Source organism: Edaphobacter paludis (assembly GCF_039993895.1).
Classification (GTDB): Bacteria; Acidobacteriota; Terriglobia; order Terriglobales; family Acidobacteriaceae; genus Edaphobacter; species Edaphobacter paludis.
On record NZ_CP121194.1, the window covers coordinates 2,625,748 to 2,642,750 of the forward strand.

The window sequence follows — 17,003 nt, forward strand, 5'->3', positions numbered from 1 at the left end:
ACGCCTTGGCGAATCCCAATGTATTCACCCGTCATCACTGATAGCTGTCAAGCTGCGAAGGCTTCCGCTGAAATCCGAATTTTGATTCCAAAGAAGATGATGCGGATTATAGAAACGTCGTTGTACAGATGGCAAGTAACCCCCTTTTTCCGGGATGATCTTCAAGCTAAACGGCCAATATATTAAGAGGTCGCAGAGATCTCAGTTTTCGGAACTCGTATTATCGTCATAGCGGCCGCTGAACTTGGTCTTCCTACCTATTCGTAGTATTAGTGCCGCCTTATCCACAACCAGTAGTGTTGTACCCGTTGATTCCAGCCGCGGCCACGACTAAAGTTGATTCAGTCTTATTTAACAAGGGCGAGAACGATCCGCAACTCCCCAGTCTCGCCATAGAGGTGCCCTTGCTCAAGCTTAAGAAAGTCCAGATTCTCGGCTTCAAATCGTTCTGCGACCGCACCGAGGTCCAGCTCTCCGGCGAAGGCATCGCAGCTATCGTCGGTCCCAACGGCTGTGGCAAATCGAACATCTCCGACGCCATTACATGGGTGCTTGGGGAACAGTCTGCGAAATCTCTACGGGGCATCAAGATGGAAGACGTCATCTTCGCCGGCACGCGAGACCGCAAGCCTACCGGCATGGCTGAGGTATCCCTGACGCTGGTTGACCCCGAAGTCTACGACGGTGCCAGCCTGGGCGATGAGCCCGAAGTTCTCGTCGATGAAGGCCTGCCCACCGATTGGGACGAGACCTCACTTCGCCAGCAGAATGCGGCCGAGACTGAGGACGCTGTCGCCGAAGCGCAGCCGGGAACCATCATCGAAGGCGAAGCCAAAGGGCCGCAGATCGTTGCTCTTGCAACGGACGCGGAAGCAGACTCTTCCTCCGTTGCCAATAATGTCGTCCTCAAAATTCGCCGCCGCAAGTTTGGCCGCGCTCCGATCCGCGCCGGGGAACTCACAATCACCCGCCGTCTCTTTCGCTCGGGCGACAGCGAATATCTGCTCAATGGCAAGATCTGCCGCCTCCGCGATATTCAGGACATCTTTATGGGTACCGGCCTCGGTGGGGAGTCCTACGCCATCATCGGACAGGAGCGCATCGGCCAACTGCTCAGCTCCAAGCCGCTCGACCGCCGCAGCATTATTGAAGAGGCAGCAGGCATCACCCGCTTCAAAACCAAGAAACGGCTTGCGGAGCTTCGTCTCGAGTCCGCGAAGCAGAATCTCTCGCGCGTCAACGATATCTTCGATGAAGTGACGCGGCAGATGACTACGCTGAAGCGCCAGGCTGCCAAAGCTGAACGCTATGGCGCTCTCCGCGATGAGCTTCGGACCCGGCTTCGGGTTGTGCTTGCCAGCCGCATGTCGCAGCTCGATACAGAGCAGGCCGCCACCACCGAAAAAATTGCCGCTTTGGCAACTCAGATTGATGCTCAGGCGGCAACCGTTGAAGAGATGGACGCTCAGCACAGCGAAGGCATCCGCACCGGCTACACGCTCGATCAACAGATTCGTGAGGCAGGAGGACAGGCCAACCAGTCTGCCGTAGAACTGGAACGCATCACTGCCCGCTCCGCCGCCAATGCCGATCGCATTGCCGAGTTGACAGGCCGCCTTGCTTCCGGGGCAGACGATCTCGAGCAGGCACGAGAGCAGCTTGCCACACTGAGCGGAGAGCTTGAGCAACATCGCAGCTTTCTCGAAAATGCGACTGCCGAATCCACCGGCTCGCGCGAGGCGGCGCAGCTTCAACAACAGCAGGCGCAGGAGGCTGTTCGCTCCCTTGCCTCGGCCGAGCAGCAGGCGGAGCAGAACCGCCGCACCACCATGCAGCTTGTCCAGCGCATCGCGCAGACACGCAACGAGCAGGCACAGGCTGAGGCAGCCTTGTCTGGGCTCGACCGCGAGGCCGAGCGGCTGCTCTCCGAGTCTGACATTGCGCGACAGGAGCTTGAGACTCTCGGCCTTCAGCGCGGACAGGTCAAGTTGTCATTCGAATCAGTCACCGAGCGGCTCAAGCGGCTCGAGGCTGAGATCGCAGATCTTCGCCTGCAGATTGAAGCACGCCGCGCCGAGGAGTCACAGAGCAAGCGTCGTGGCGACCAGCTTCGCGGCGAGGTTGCGAGTCTCAATGGACGGCGCAGTTCGCTTGAAGCGCTCATTCGCGAGCACAGCTACTCCACTGACACTGTCCGCAATATCTTCAAGCACAACGCCAGCAATCCCAGTCTCAACGGCACCACTCCCGTAGGTACGCTCGCCGATTTTCTGGAAGTCGATGGGCAGTATGAAAATGTCGTCGATGAATTTCTTCGCGACGAACTCAACTACATCGTGGTCAAGAGCTGGGATGCCGCCGATGCCGGCATGAACCTGCTCAAAACCGATGTCAGTGGACGTGCTACATTTCTCGTCCATCCTAATGATGCACAGGCAAACTTCCCCTTCTCCGAAGGCATGACCAGCGCCGCCGAGAACAGCACCGCAGGAATAGAGGGCGTCGTTCCCCTCAAGGACTGTGTTCGCGTCCTGGACGGATTCGGCAAGTCGCTTGAGGTCATCCTGCCGAAGCTCCGTGAGGGTTATGTCGCGCCGGACTCGTACACGGCCCGATCGCTTGCGCTGTCGAATCCGCAATCGTTCTTCCTCTCGCCCACTGGCGAAACCTTCCATAACGTTACGGTCACTGGTGGACGTCCGCGAGCACAGGGCCCGCTGGCTCTCAAACGCGAGCTGATTGAAGTGCAGCAAAAGATCGAGAAATCGGAGCAAGATCTGGCACAGACCGACCTGCACACCGCCGATCTTCAGCATCAGATCGCCAGTCTCAATTCCACCATTGAAAGCAAGACCAATGAGCGCCGCGAAGCTGAGCGTGAGTCCGCCAACTCAGGCGCGGCCTTACGCCAGATGGAGACCGAGACCGCGCGCATCGAGCGCCGCCTCGCCGACTGGTCGCTCACCAGCGAGCGCAATCGTGACGCGCGCAATCAGAAGGCCGAACTCATCTCACGCCGCCAGCAGGAGGCTTCGTCGTTTGAAGCCGAGCGCGCAACACTCGAAGCTTCGCTTAGCGATCTTCAGGCCCAGCTCGAAGAACTGCGCCAGCAGCGGGAGCAGTTACAGCAGGCAGCGGCAGCAGCGTCGGCCGATCTTGCCGGGCTCGAAGAGCGTCGCCGCAATGCCCAAGCCAATTTTGACCAAACCACTCGTCTCTACAACGGTCAGAACCAGCGTATTCAGCAGCTCGATCAGCAGCTCGCTTCTGCCGCATCGGAAAAACTTCGCCGCGAAGAAGAGACCGCTGCTCTTGCCACCCAGCACGCGGAACTCACTGAACTCCGTGCCACTGCTGTGGCGGAAGGCGCTCGTCTCACCGAGGAGGCCCATACCCTCCGCGCTGCTATGGCCGACCTCGATGCCCGGCTGCGGACGTTGCGTCACGAGACCGAAGCGTTGCGCGAACAGCGGGCGGCACTCACGGCGCGCGCTGCCAAACTCGCCTCCGATATCGAGCACATCGAGGCCACCTGCCTCAACGATCTCGCCGTCGAGGCTTCCTCTCTGCGTGAGGACACAAGTATCGTACGCATCCAAGGCGAAGCCCTCACCACCGAAGAAGAAGAGTCCCGCACACTGAAGCAGAAGCTCGAAGCGATGGGGCCGGTCAACATGATGGCGCTCGAAGAGTACAACGAGACCACGCAACGTCATGGTTTTCTCGAAGCGCAACGCAAGGATCTCCTCGACTCTATCGAAAACACCCAGGCCTCCATCAAAGAGATTGACGACGTCTCGCGGCTCAAGTTCGATGAGGCTTTCAAGGTCATCAACGACAACTTCAGCATCACTTTCACCAAGCTCTTCGGCGGGGGCCAGGCGTCGATGCGGCTCACCGATGCGGAGAACTCCGCCGAGAGCGGCATCGACATTCTCGCCTCGCCTCCGGGCAAGAAGTTACAGAACATTCTCTTGCTTTCGGGAGGAGAAAAGGCACTCACGGCTCTCTCATTGCTCGTCGGCATCTTCCAATTCCAGCCCGCGCCCTTCTGCATCCTAGACGAAGTCGATGCTCCTCTCGACGAGACCAACGTGGGCCGTTTCGCCAAGCTCATCTCCGATATGTCGGCGACAACCCAGTTCGTCGTCATCACCCATAGCAAGCGCACCATGTCCCAAGCCGACGTCATCTACGGGGTCACCATGCAGGAGCCCGGCGTCAGCAAGATCGTCAGCGTCAACCTCAACCGTCGCGCCGTCGCGTAATCCACAATCTAAAGTTTGCGCAGGTGGAGCGGGTCATAGCCGCTCCCCTTTTTTCTCCCCTCAGAGACACAACATAAATCGATCAGATGCGACTACTGCTGCGGGGCCGGTTTAGCCTGTTTCTTTGTCGCGATCATCTTCGGCTTCCAGAAATCAGGATTATCCTTGACCCACATATCCCGGGGATAGCTCATCTTCGGATCAAACTGGAAGAGATTCGACTGAGATGATTCGATACAGGCCGCCGCAAGTTCCGCCATTCTCTTCGAGTCGGCCGCACTTCTCGATGCATAAAACGCATCGTCGGAAGCCAGTTCATGGTCAATTTCGCTGGCGGACTTCATCGGCGTAATCAAAAGATATACGCCTCCATTGTCCATGCCATACATGCTCTCGAACATGGCCCAATGGGCTTCCGGTACCGCCTTTTCATATGCGTCTCTGTACATCTTCACCAGAGCGTCCCAATCCTTGCGGTGGCCCTCACGGATCTTGAACTGGCTTATCTCCATGTACCGCATCTCTCCAATATTCACGGGCGCACGAAGGCTGTACTCTTCGCGGTAGACAAAGGCACTGGACTCGTAGCGGTCCAGCAGTTCGCCATCCTCGAACGATGCGCGATCCAGAGCCGCGGCAAGCGTAGCGTTCTTCTGAGTGTCCATATTGTCCTTTTCCCACGCCGCGAACGAATCGTATCCAATAAAGAACAGCGACCGGGAAGGCCCAGAGAGCGAATTCATTCCTAGGTAATGGGTTGGCCACTTGGCCGCCATCATCGCTCGGACAAACGCGCTCTCCGTCTTTTCATGTGCGTTACCAGCTTTGCCGGGCTTAACAAACTCCCGTTGAATGACAAGAACCTTGGGCGGAGACATGGTGTCAGCACTCTCCTGTGCCGTCAGAACGCAGGAACCGCCACAGAAAAGACACGATACAAGCAAGAGCCCTGATAGCTTTTTCATAAGAAATATCCTCCCAGGCTGGAAAGTTGGACTGCGACATTTCCGGCTGCAGGAATCAAGCACACCATAAAACGGTTGCGCTCGATAGACTCAAGCCGGTGGTTCGATTGAAGTGGGGTCCCGGGGCATTCTATACCTCTTCTCTTCTTTGCATCCAAATATCCAATATTTCAACTCCACTCGCAGGATTCTGCGCCCCAAATTCCTGCAAAACCCTTAATCTAAAATCATGCTCCCGCTCACCTTCGCCGTGCTCGCATTTCTGACCGGAGCACTTATCCTTCTTCGGTTGCGATGGACTCACCTCTCCCAAAGGTCACGCAAGATTCTCTTCGGGTGTGCCTGCGCCACCCTTATCCTCTACGCGTTTAGTTTCGTTACCGGCTGGAGCACCTCCTCTAACCATCTCAACGCCGCGCTATATTGGGCCGCGATCGCAGGCTACGAATTGCTCGTCCTCCTCTTCACGCTGCTGCGGCCCCGCTGGCTCACCTCGATTATCGCGGCGGTTCTCATCTTCCCCATCCTCTCCGCCAGCGTCTTTCTTCCCCTCGCTGAACTCTTCAATCCCGCACCCCACACCATCGTCTCCATTGGTCCCAATCTCATAAGCGACCGCGCGCTGTGGGGTACCGGCACAGCACCCACATCCGGCTTTGACCTGATCATCTACTCCCACCCTTCCTGGACGCAGGTCCTCCTACACCGTCGCCAGGCTAGCCACTACTACAGTGGCCAGTGCGATGCATCGCGAGCCTTTGCCACTCTCCAGCCGGATGGGAAACACGTCCTTATGTCGTGCCCGGCGGCTCCAGACCAACCCGCCGACGCGGCACGAAACCTTGTAGTAAAGCTCTATTAAATTTCCGCCTAAAATCACTTCATAGGAGTGATACCGTCATCTCAATGAGCCAAGCCCTTCTCCAGACCAATCTCGGCGACCTTCCGCTCACCGCTCGCGGCAAGGTTCGCGACATCTACGACCTAGGCAGCAACCAGCTTCTCTTCGTCGCCACCGACCGCATCTCCGCCTTCGACCATGTCCTCGCCACCGGCGTCACGGACAAAGGCCGTATCCTTACTCAGCTTTCGCTCTTCTGGTTTGACTTGCTCAAAGACACTGTCAGGAACCATCTCGTGACTGCGGATGCCGCACAATTTCCTGCATCTTGCGCGCCATATCTGGACCAATTAGAGGGCCGCAGCATGTTGGTGAAGCGCGCCGAGATGTTCCCCGTTGAGTGCGTCGTTCGCGGCTATATCTCCGGCTCTGGCTGGAAAGACTACCAGCAGACCGGCGCAGTCTGCGGCATTAAACTCCCTTCCGGCCTGCGCGAATCGGACAGACTGCCCCAGCCTATCTTTACTCCTGCCGCCAAAAACAATATCGGCCATGACGAAAATATTTCCTTCCAGAAGATGATTGACACTATCGGCCAGAAACCTGCGGAAGATCTGCGCGCCCTCACCATCAATATCTACGAAAAGGCCAGCAAACACGCGGCGAGTAAGGGACTCATCCTGGCAGATACCAAGTTTGAATTTGGCCTCATCGACGGCCAGATCACCCTTGCTGACGAAGTTCTCACACCCGATTCCTCGCGCTACTGGCCCGCCGAAACCTACAATCCCGGCGGCGCACAACCCTCTTTCGACAAGCAATTCGTCCGTGACTACCTTGAATCCATCCACTGGAACAAGCAGGCCCCGGCTCCGGGATTGCCTCCTGATGTCGTCGAAAAAACCAAGGCGAAATATCTCGAAGCCTTCCGCTTGATTACGGGCCGCGCCAATCTATGAATCTGAACTACTTCGACTGGTTCCTGATTGCCGTCCTCGCATGGTCAACCATCATGGCGTTCATGCGGGGACTTCTGCTCGAACTCTTCGCGCTGGGAGGACTCATCGCCGGTATCCTGCTGGCCTCCTGGAATTACCCCATCGTGGCACGCATTCTTGAACGCGTCGTTACCGCCACGACGGTGGCGAATGTAGTCGCATTTCTGGTCATCGCCATCAGCGTCATGATCGTCTGTGCGCTCATAGGAAAGGCACTTCACCACACCGCCAGCGCCATCGGCCTTGGCTTCTTCGACCGCCTCCTGGGAGCGATTTTTGGCTATCTCCGCGGCTGCCTGCTCTGCGTAGCTATCCTTATGGCAGTAACCGCCTTTCTTCCCCCCACTTCTGCCGTCGCAAAATCTTCTTTAACTCCCTATTTCCTTGCCGGGGCTCATGCTGTATCCTTCGTTGTACCTCAAGACCTTCGTCAGCTCATTCGGGACGGTGCGGCGCAACTCAAGCACACCGCACCCGATTGGATCAAACGGCACGAATAGAGTGACAATGAGAATGCACCGCAAATCTGGACCTGCAAGCGAGGAAAATATCTTGAAGCGCGAAATGGACGGTCTCATCACGCAGATGCACAGTGCGGGCATCCCTTATGCGGACGCCGTTCGCCAGTTCAAGAAGCGCTACATCCTCGAAGTCCTCGCCCACCACAAGGGCAATCAATGCAAGGCCGCCGAAGAGTTAGGTATGCACCGGAATACCCTCAGTCGCACGCTTGCCGAGCTGGATCTCGACACCGCGGCGATCCGCAATGGTATGCGTCGGCCACCCAGCAGCGAGCGTCCGCGCATCCAGAGCATTGCGAGCGCCCGTTGATGCTTCACCCCCTCTAAGCACCAGCAGATGATTCTCCCCTTCCAGTTTCGGCCTGCGTCAATTATCCGAAGCACAGCCGCCTTTGCCATTCTGGGAATCTCGCTCGCGGGTCTCTCGCAAACGCCAACGGCCAAGCCTGAATCCGGATCAAAGCTTTCCACCCCAAGCAAAAACCAGCTCCGCGAGGCCGAAGACGCCTATCTCGCAGGCGCGCGAATGCTCGAACGCAATGATCTGACAGGCGCGCAGAAGCAGTTCGAAAAAGCCGCGAAGCTCAGTCCCAACAACCAGGACTACGGCACAGCGATCTCCATCACGCGCGAGCATCGCGTCACGGAATTGGTGCAGCAAGCCGGCAAGGCCCACCTCCTTGGGCAAAACACCAAGTCCGAAGCGCTGCTCGCCGAAGCCCGTCTGCTCGATCCCGAAAACCGCATCGTCAATCAGCATCAGGTCCCCGGCGCACTCCCTATCACCTTCAATCCAGAGATGGAACCCTGGGTCAAACAGGCTGCGTCCATCGCCGGACCGATCACTCTACAGCCCGCTCCTGGAGCAAAGAGTTTCCATATTGAGGCTGATATCCAGGCAGTCCTACAGCAGGTTATTTCAAGCTACGGCATCCGTACGGTCTTCGACGACTCCGTTCCCCATCAAAGTATTCGCTTCAATCTCGAATCTGTTCCCTACCAGCAGGCGATTCGCGTTCTGTTTGAGATGGGCGGCCTCTTCGCCGTTCCCGTCGATTCCAAAAGCATCCTCATCGCCAAAGACACCCCCGAAAACCGGCAGCGTCTCGAACGCCAATTGCAGGAGACCATTAGCACCCCCGGCATGTCGCCGACGGAGATCAACGACCTTGGCAGTGTCCTGCGCAATGTCTTTGAGATAAAGCAGTTGACCGTCGAAAAAAGCCTGGGCGACCTGGTTCTTCGCGCTCCCGAAGACACTTTGAAGGCGGTGAACCTCACTCTCGCCGATCTGCTCGACGGCGGAAGCCAGGTGATGATCGAGCTGAAGCTCTATGCCGTCGACAAGAGTCGCCAGCGTAATATCGGTGCCCAGCTTCCCCAGCAGCTAGGTCTTTACAGTGTCTCCGGCGAGGCGGCGAACATCGTCAATCAGAACCAGTCGCTGGTCAATCAGGCAATCGCGGAGGGACTAGTCCCGGCGGGCGCAAGCAATGTCGAAATCGCCCTCGCGCTCATCGGCTCCGGCCTGGTGCAAAGCTCACTACTCTCGTCTACGATCGGCTATTTCGGAGGCGGGCTGACACAGACCGGTGTCACCTCCAACGTCTTTCCCGCATTTAATCTTGCACTCAACTCCAGCGATAGCCGCGCCCTCGACGACATCCAGGTGCGAGTAGGCGATGGTGAGAGTGCTGATTTCCGCGTAGGGACACGCTATCCGATCACGACCTCCACCTACAGCACCGGCCCTACCCCGAACTCGGCCTCGCTTGCGGGAATCACCGTTAACGGCGTCAGCGCGTCCAGCCTGCTCGCCCAATTGACGGGGAGTTCCAACGGTGTAACCATCCCGCAGATTCAATATGAAGATCTAGGTTTAACTCTGAAGGCTACGCCCACCGTGCAGAAATCTGGCACCGTAAGAATGCACATCGATCTCAAGATCGAAGCACTGACTGGCACCGCACTGAACAACATACCCGTCCTCGCCAGCCGGCAGTTCGTATCCGACATCACGATCAAAGACGGAAAGACGGCCCTGCTGGTCAGCTCGCTGAGCAAATCCGAATCAGCCGCAGTCAGTGGTCTTCCTGGCCTCGGGGAACTACCCGGATTTCAAACCGCCACTGCCGACAAGACCGCAGAGCGCGATTCCAGCGAATTACTTCTCCTCATCACGCCGCATGTTGTGAGACGTCGCTCCAATATCATCGCCGGGCCACGCATCGCACTCAACCTCCCTCAGCAACCAGATTAAGACCGCCATCCAGCGGGAGCCACACCGTAAACACCGTCCCGTGACCTTCCCCGCGCCGTGACTTCGTACTGATATGTCCGCCATGTTTCTCGACGATTCCCTTGCTCACCCACAGACCCAGTCCCGTCCCCGTTAACTCCTTCGACGTTTGAAACGGTTCAAACAAATGAGCCATGATTTCGGGGCGAATTCCCTCACCCGTATCTGCCACCGCCATCCGCACGCCTTTCTGTCCCGTTACCCAGTTCATCTGCGGATGCATTCGCACCAGCAACCGGCCACCATCCACCGTGGCGTCGAGCGCATTTCGCAATAGGTTGTTGACGACTTGGCGAATTTCGCCTTCAAGGCAGAGAACAGTCGGCGAGTCGATCAGCTTCATCTCTACATTCAGTCGTCGTACCAACAGCCGACCTGTGTAGAGAGTCATCAAGGTACGCAGCAGATCTGCTAAGTCCACCTGGACGGGCTTGCTTTGCTGTCGGTGAAAACGCAGGGTCTGCAAGGTAATTTCAGTGACCCGCGCCAGCTCGTCCTGTGCAATCCTCGCATATTCCTTTACCTCGTCCATCGAATCTGATTTCTGCACGAGATAGAGCAGGTTCGTAATCGACTCCAACGGGTTATTGATCTCATGCGCAATCGACGACGCCAGCTGTCCCACAGCCGCCAGCTTCTCAGACTTGCGCAGCGCTTCGTCCTGTAACCGTGCCTGGGTCACGTCCGTATTCACTGCGACGCCGCCTGTAATCCTATCTCCCTGACGAACCGGCGCAGCCACACTGCGAATCCAGCGGCCGGGTGTGTGCACCGTCTCGGTTGAAGACTCCCCCGCCAGTGCATCTTTCAGCGTCTTCAACTCAGATGGAAAGCGCTCCCCACTCATCATCCGCGCCCATCGGTTCGTTCTCACTCGCCCATCAGGAGTAGCTATATAAACGCCATGCGGCATGCTTTCAATCACGGCATTCAGCTCTGCGGTCCGCTGCTCGGCCAACTCCTTCGCCTTCCGAAGGTCCTCCTGCTGCTGGCGCAATTGGCTCACATCGCGAAATGAAACCACCACACCCAACACTTCTCCTTCAATAGACACCGGATGCGCTGACATCTCTACAACAAAGGAACTACCGTCCTTGCGAAACATCGTGTCTGAAAGATTGCTGAGTGGGGTGTTTCGGCGCAGCACGTCATAAATCGGACATTCCTCCGCAGGAAAAGGACGCCCATCTGCATAATGATGGTGCACCAGTTCGTGAATATTGCCACCGATCAGCTCTTCGCTCTCAAACCCGATTATCTTCGTCGCCATCCGGTTGGCGAACGTGCACCTTCCCTCCAGATCCAAGCCCCAGATGCCCTCGCCCGCCGAATCCAGTACGGCCTGCCACTGCCGCATCTGTCTCTGATCTCCCGGTGCTATTGTCATCTGCTGCGCCTCATACTCTTGAATGCCCACTAAATGCGCCCCCGTCTCCAGTTCAGATGCAAAACAGTTCATGCTCGACCACCTTCCTTCGAAATCCCCGAGCCGACTGCCTCGATGCGTTGACCACAAGCGAGATGGCCGCTATACTTGAACCTGTGAGAGCGGGAGTAGCTCAGTGGTAGAGTGCTTCCTTGCCAAGGAAGATGTCGCCGGTTCGACCCCGGTCTCCCGCTCCAAAAAGCCCTGTCTGCGGTACACTTCACCTACAATTCAGCGGGCTGTAATAATTCGATAGCCCATCGAGGCGCGGTACCCAAGTGGTAAGGGAGAGGTCTGCAAAACCTTTATGCGTCGGTTCGATCCCGACCCGCGCCTCCAAAATAATTCCTAGTAAAAGCGGGGCGATTCTTGGGATCATTCGAGAATTGCCTTATTTTTGCCTTAGATATAATGCTCGGCATGGTCAATCGGGCACCTAGAACCGTCCTCTCCATCCTGGCAGTCCCCCTCATCACGATCTTTGTCCGGCACTCCGCAAACTGCCCCCACGTAGACGATCACTTCTATAAGCGGTGTCAGTGTAGGAAGAGCCTGCGGTATTTCCACGATGGGAAGCAGCGAACGGTTTCCGCAAAGACGAGGAGCTGGGCTCTCGCGGAAGAGGCAAAGCGAAAACTAGAGGGGATATTTCGGTCTGCCGACACGGCTAACCCGGTCGGAACCGTCACCGTAGAGGGTGAGGGAAAAGCCACAATCGAACGCGCGGTTGAACTCTTCCTCAGTGACAAGCGGTCGCAAGGTCTAGATAGTGAGGTGCTGAAAAAGTACGAGCGAGAACTGGGACGGTTCTCAGATTTCATGAAGCGGCGGTCGCGGTACTTCCCTTCTGAGATACGACTAGAGGACCTGACAGAGTTCCGTGCGGGCTGGGATGCTCAGTATCCCTCATCCACGACCAGAGGTAAGGTGCAAGAGCGTCTGAGGGCCTTTCTGCGTTACTGCTATGAGTCCCAGTTGATTGACCGAGTGCCGAGACTCTCACCTATCAGGGTTGACGAAGTTCCGACACTCCCCTTGTCTGCGGCGCAATATCAAAAGCTCTTGAACGCTGTCGCCAATGAATTTCCCGGGAAGAAGGGAACGCGAGTTCATGCGCTCATCAGACTCATGCGGTTTAGCGGGCTTGCGATTCGCGATGCGGTGACGTTGGAGAGGGACGAGCTAACGCGAGATGTAAAGCACGGACTATATAGGATCGTGACCAACCGGCAGAAGACAGGGACGCACGTAAGCGTACCGATACCGCCTGATGTGGCCGATGAAGTCAAAGCGGCGATGCTTTTGAATGATAGTGAGCGGTACATCTTTTGGAACACGGGCACCGGCAAACCACAAACCGCCGTCACCAACTGGCAACATGACCTTAGGCGGGTGTTCAGGGCAGCCGGTCAACCTGAGGGACATCCGCACCAACTCAGAGACACCTTCGCCGTGGGGCTGCTCGAGAAAGGCGTACCTCTTGAAGAGGTAAGCAAACTGCTCGGACATGAGTCGATAAAGACGACCGAGCGGTACTACGCAAAATGGGTGAAGGAGAGACAGGATAGGCTTGATGCTCTGGTAGTTGCGACGTGGGAGACCGCACCGAACAATGTTTCTAGGCCAGAGGCGTAGCAGATACGGTTTAGGGGAATACTCTTGCCCGCTAAGTAGATGGCGACCTTGAAGTCAATAAGGCCAGTATCCATGTTACGACCGACGTCGGCGACGAGACCTCGATCGCATATGGCGTTTGAGGGATAAGAGAACAATTGTGCTGTTTGACACGGACACCGTGGACGGCTCAAGGATGCGAAGGCAATAACCGATTGGCTATTCCACTACTTACGCTGACATCATGAGGACACATGGGCGAAGAAATCAGAACTCGCGAGGCTCGAACATAAGTGCAAGTGCGTCCATTGGGTCCCGAACATAGGGGTTCTTTCTTCGCTCAATTGACTCAATCTCAGCTTCACGAATGTCAATCAGTTCTAGGGCAGCCGCTCGGATCGAGCCGTTCTGCGTATTTGCGATGTCTCGTAAGCGTTCTAAGGATACCTTTTTGTAGTCTGGCATAACGAATTGTAATCGCATGAAAATCATTCGCCGCAAATAGTGAAATTTCAAAAAACCGTTGGATGTCAAACAGATCAATAACCCGGTCAGGCATCATGTTCCCAACTTCTTGCCGATGTAGCCAAGAACGACTCTCTTAGGTTCGTACTCAAGTTTGAAATGTATCCGTCCAGCGCCTGGAGTATATCGCCCGTGCCAAGTGAAATAGTCACGACCGCATTCAATGTCGGGAAGATAGCAGAGCTCCTTCCGGGACGCGCTCTCATTCGTGGTGTGAGGGGGGTACTTGGGTTGCGTAGTTTTTCGGGGATCCCACACGTTCACAGCATCGTCCAATTGACATAAGTAGTGGACGACTTGGCCAAATGCCGGGTGCTGCAGCACCTCCAAGTTTGCTTTAACACTCGGTGTGAACGCTAGAAACGGAAATAGCTCCGCTCTGCGTTCATATAAGTCGTCCGCGTTTGCCACTTCTCGCTTACGTAAGGTTAAGAGCCATTGCTGATGATTATGAACATGCTGCACCGAGGCGGCGTGTGGCATCTCTATGATCCAAGCTCTCTCTTCGTCTTCAACAAGCTGCTGGACATTGAGACTTAGAGTGGATACCCGCCAACGATCTTCAATATCGAGGCTAATAGGAACCCCTCCATAGAGATTTGCGAGGCCAATACCTTCTACAATTTCATCACCATAACGATGGACGGTAACGCCAGGATCAGGATCGTCATACAGGTCATTCACAACTCGAAAAGGAGCTTGGTTGGCCAATGACAGCAGAACACGGCCTCGCTCTCTATTTGCGGCCCCGCTATTTAACCAGCTTGCGACGGAATAGCCGTTACCGAGCCTCAAATGAGATAGCGATTCTGAAGAAATCAAAGATACTCTGGGTAATAGCTTCTTGATTTGAAGTAGAACATCTACAAAGGTTGCGAGGGATTCCTGCGCCACGGGAATGGCGATGTGTCCTGGACCGTAAGATCTTTCATTCAAAAACAACAATTGCGCCATTTGTCAGCTCAGCAGTTCCATTAAGGCGTCGTCCCATTGAGTGAAGAATCCGTTAGGCCATTCGCTCAGCATTCCGTTGCTATCGCAGCTAGGATTCGTGACTTGAGAGGCACCGGACTCGTCGCGTCTGAAAAACCTGAATGCCGCTGATTGAGATGAAAGTATTTTTCGTTTGATCGCAAGGCGAATCCCATTCAATACGTGGTCGCTGTGCGTCTCGACGATTACCTGAATGCCGCTTGCTGCTGCGCGGGAGACAAGTTCACCCATTGCGAGTTGTCCATCGGGATGTAAATGAGCCTCTGGATTCTCAATAAGGAGAAGATCTCCTGGGTGCGCAGATAGACACGCGACAACGATCGGAAGGCAGTACGACAGGCCGAAACCTACATTAGTTGCGCGAAATTGGCCTCCTCCACCTCCGATTCCTTTCGTACGGTAGGAGTATTTGAGTTGGACGAGGTCAGTGCTGCGTATGTTCTCGATATCTAAAGTTACGTTGGGGCTGAACCTTTGCAACCATGCCACCGTTTGAGACAACAGACGATGTGCGTGCTCTGGTTGAGATTCTGAGGTCAATATTGATGGAATAGTGACATCTCCGTACTCAAGCAGGAAATGCGCTGCATATTCGCCTCGGCTACCCAGAAATCGACGGGTGGCCACCGCATGTTGCGACTTCGCGTACGTTACTGCTGGCGTGAGGCGATCAGCTCGAAGATATTGAAACCCGGGGCCGAAAAGGCTAAAGGTGCCAGGCGGCGCGATCTGATCGAAGAGACTATTTGTAGACCTTAATACATCACCCTTAGAGTCGTAACTTACCGACCAACCAGCCTCAACATTCCGGACCGGTGCTCCAATCATCGCGTTGAGAGTCAATCCCATGGTTCCGTCTAGCGCGGGATTGTCATGCAAAACATCACTTCCACTTCCGAGCTCAACAAGCTCGCCATTAAGGAGCCAGCTTCCTGCTTGCAGGAAGCCAGTATCGTGCGACTGCCTGAGCATTGCCAAAGCCTGGATCAACGTACTCTTGCCAGATCCATTCAGTCCGGCAAGTAGAGTCAAGGGAGCCAGATCGATCGATTGCTCCCGAAAAACCTTAAAGTTGCGCAGGCGTATGTTAGTTAGCATGAGAGTATGTTTTTTATCATTTTGTTGATGCTTGTGAACCGAATGGCAACCTTGTTCGGGTTATTGGTGCCTTGTGAGATTGCCGAATCGAAAGCGCGCTCGTTGCAGAGCGCAATGAAATCCGCTCGCACCTGATCTCCGCGTTCAACTAAGTGTTCAATTTCTTCATCGCTAAGCTGTGCGAAAGTCGTTGACATAGCCTCAAAAAGAGCTTTGTTTACTAGCGATCTTCCCGCTGAGGGGTTATACCTCTTCCGGAATGCATCGTTTCCAAAGATCCGATATGCCGCGTGCATGGCCTTCTCGAACGCTGAGTAAATTGCCGAGAGCTCTTGTGTGGACAGCACATTCAAACGCTTCATGGCCTCAACCAGGAATGTATCGAGGTCTTTGTCGCGATATTCGCTATACGGCGTCATCGAGAACGCCACAAAACGCAACACCAATTCCCTATCGTTCATCCGATCGGGCTTCACGCTGTAGGCTGTCGCCTCCCTGAATCGCTCGGACGCAGCCCAATCTTCCAATATCTGCCTACCCGGACCAGGGATGATTGCATGTCGAAGCTCTTGCGCCGTTAAGGCCATGCCTCCAGTGTTGATCCTCCCGAAGATGTTGAATTTCACGTCCACAGGCGTGCCGTGTCTAATGAGATGAACTATCAGCTCAGTTTCACGGAGTCGTCTCTGCAAGCGAGGCGTAAGACCGTCATATCGCTCGCCCTCAAATTCGTGCAAGTATTCTAGCCCTTCGAGCTCAAATGGCTGTTCATAGAGAATTGCGGGCTTGATGAATCTCGCGATCGTTGACAACCTTTGGATGCCATCCACAATCTCCCAATTCTCGTCTTCGTCTTCAGCTGCGTAAAAAGTAGGCAAAGGAATCCGCAAGAGAAGCGACTCTATGAGACGAGTTTGTCTCCTTCGACTCCAGATGCCCCACCTACGTTGGAAATCAGGCTGAAGGTTGATCGCCCCGCTCTGGATCCTGGACAAAATGAGATCGATCGTCATCGCCTTAGTGGTCACTTCGATCTGATCAGGATCAAATGGAACAGCGATGCTAATTTCCTCTTGAGCTTCTTCCTCAATCCCGCTGAACTCCTCGGAGGGGGTTTCATCGCCTAACAGTGCGCTCGCACTAATTTCCTTCAGATTGTCATCGTTCATGAGTTCACTCGGGTGGATCAATCATAAACGGATGTCGAGCCTCCTGCACTATTTCTGTGAAGACGAGAGATAGCGAGTGAGCGTTGCGATGGAAGACGCGATTTCCTATGAACCTCGCTAATCACCGCAGATCAATTACTCCCGCTGCGAGGGTAACGTTTGTGTGCTCGCATTGCAGCCCAGCCGCGACGGCCTGCAGTGGAAGCTCCATCTGGTTTATGTGCGACTGCGCTCCGTTGACGATAACGCAGAACTTCACGACATGTCAGATTAATGTATACGGCAG

Annotated in this window: 12 protein-coding genes and 2 tRNA genes; 9 read left to right on the forward strand and 5 right to left on the reverse strand. The window is 55.3% G+C overall.

Annotated elements, in window-relative coordinates; all coding sequences use genetic code 11:
* Positions 1–404 precede the first annotated feature (404 nt).
* Positions 405–4,268, forward strand: a complete 3,864-nt coding sequence (gene smc, locus P4G45_RS10915) for a chromosome segregation protein SMC (protein WP_348266510.1) — start codon at positions 405–407, stop codon at positions 4,266–4,268.
* Between the two features lie 92 nt (positions 4,269–4,360).
* On the opposite strand, the gene P4G45_RS10920 is transcribed toward smc, so the two are convergent.
* Positions 4,361–5,146, reverse strand: a complete 786-nt coding sequence (locus P4G45_RS10920; RefSeq protein WP_348266511.1) for a hypothetical protein — start codon at positions 5,144–5,146, stop codon at positions 4,361–4,363.
* A 316-nt stretch (positions 5,147–5,462) separates the two neighbouring features.
* Between P4G45_RS10920 and P4G45_RS10925 the strand changes: the two genes are divergently transcribed.
* Genes P4G45_RS10925 through P4G45_RS10945 form a run of 5 tightly spaced genes read left to right on the forward strand, consistent with a single transcriptional unit; the run spans position 5,463 to position 9,853 of the window.
* Entirely contained in the window at positions 5,463–6,095 is a 633-nt protein-coding gene (locus tag P4G45_RS10925) for a hypothetical protein (RefSeq protein WP_348266512.1), read from the forward strand.
* A gap of 44 nt (positions 6,096–6,139) precedes the next feature.
* Entirely contained in the window at positions 6,140–7,033 is an 894-nt protein-coding gene (locus P4G45_RS10930) for a phosphoribosylaminoimidazolesuccinocarboxamide synthase (protein WP_348266513.1), read from the forward strand.
* Positions 7,030–7,572 (forward strand): CvpA family protein, encoded by a 543-nt coding sequence (locus tag P4G45_RS10935; protein WP_348266514.1) that lies wholly within the window; start codon positions 7,030–7,032, stop codon positions 7,570–7,572. Before P4G45_RS10930 ends, P4G45_RS10935 begins: the two co-directional genes overlap by 4 nt.
* 52 nt (positions 7,573–7,624) lie before the next feature.
* On the forward strand, positions 7,625–7,903 hold the full coding sequence (locus tag P4G45_RS10940) for a helix-turn-helix domain-containing protein (protein WP_348266515.1): 279 nt from the start codon (positions 7,625–7,627) through the stop codon (positions 7,901–7,903).
* Between the two features lie 27 nt (positions 7,904–7,930).
* Positions 7,931–9,853, forward strand: a complete 1,923-nt coding sequence (locus tag P4G45_RS10945) for a hypothetical protein (protein ID WP_348266516.1) — start codon at positions 7,931–7,933, stop codon at positions 9,851–9,853.
* Here the strand turns inward: P4G45_RS10945 and P4G45_RS10950 are convergent.
* On the reverse strand, positions 9,828–11,351 hold the full coding sequence (locus P4G45_RS10950; protein ID WP_348266517.1) for a PAS domain-containing sensor histidine kinase: 1,524 nt from the start codon (positions 11,349–11,351) through the stop codon (positions 9,828–9,830). The genes P4G45_RS10945 and P4G45_RS10950 overlap by 26 nt on opposite strands.
* 89 nt (positions 11,352–11,440) lie before the next feature.
* On the opposite strand from P4G45_RS10950, the gene P4G45_RS10955 reads away from it, so the two are divergent.
* The 3 genes from P4G45_RS10955 (at position 11,441) to P4G45_RS10965 (ending at position 12,953) form a co-directional block, all read left to right on the forward strand.
* Positions 11,441–11,515 (forward strand) — tRNA-Gly (locus tag P4G45_RS10955).
* 67 nt (positions 11,516–11,582) lie between these two features.
* Positions 11,583–11,657, forward strand: a tRNA-Cys gene (locus P4G45_RS10960).
* A 72-nt stretch (positions 11,658–11,729) separates the two neighbouring features.
* A complete protein-coding gene (locus P4G45_RS10965; RefSeq protein WP_348266518.1) occupies positions 11,730–12,953 on the forward strand; it encodes a site-specific integrase in 1,224 nt (407 codons plus the stop codon).
* Between the two features lie 537 nt (positions 12,954–13,490).
* Here the strand turns inward: P4G45_RS10965 and P4G45_RS10970 are convergent.
* The 3 genes from P4G45_RS10970 to P4G45_RS10980 are packed head-to-tail and all read right to left on the reverse strand — an operon-like array spanning position 13,491 to position 16,717.
* Positions 13,491–14,411, reverse strand: coding sequence for a hypothetical protein (locus tag P4G45_RS10970; RefSeq protein WP_348266519.1), 921 nt, complete (start codon positions 14,409–14,411; stop codon positions 13,491–13,493).
* A gap of 3 nt (positions 14,412–14,414) precedes the next feature.
* Positions 14,415–15,548 (reverse strand): DUF3696 domain-containing protein, encoded by a 1,134-nt coding sequence (locus tag P4G45_RS10975; protein WP_348266520.1) that lies wholly within the window; start codon positions 15,546–15,548, stop codon positions 14,415–14,417.
* Entirely contained in the window at positions 15,542–16,717 is a 1,176-nt protein-coding gene (locus P4G45_RS10980; RefSeq protein WP_348266521.1) for a DUF262 domain-containing protein, read from the reverse strand. Before P4G45_RS10980 ends, P4G45_RS10975 begins: the two co-directional genes overlap by 7 nt.
* Between the last annotated feature and the right edge of the window lie 286 nt (positions 16,718–17,003).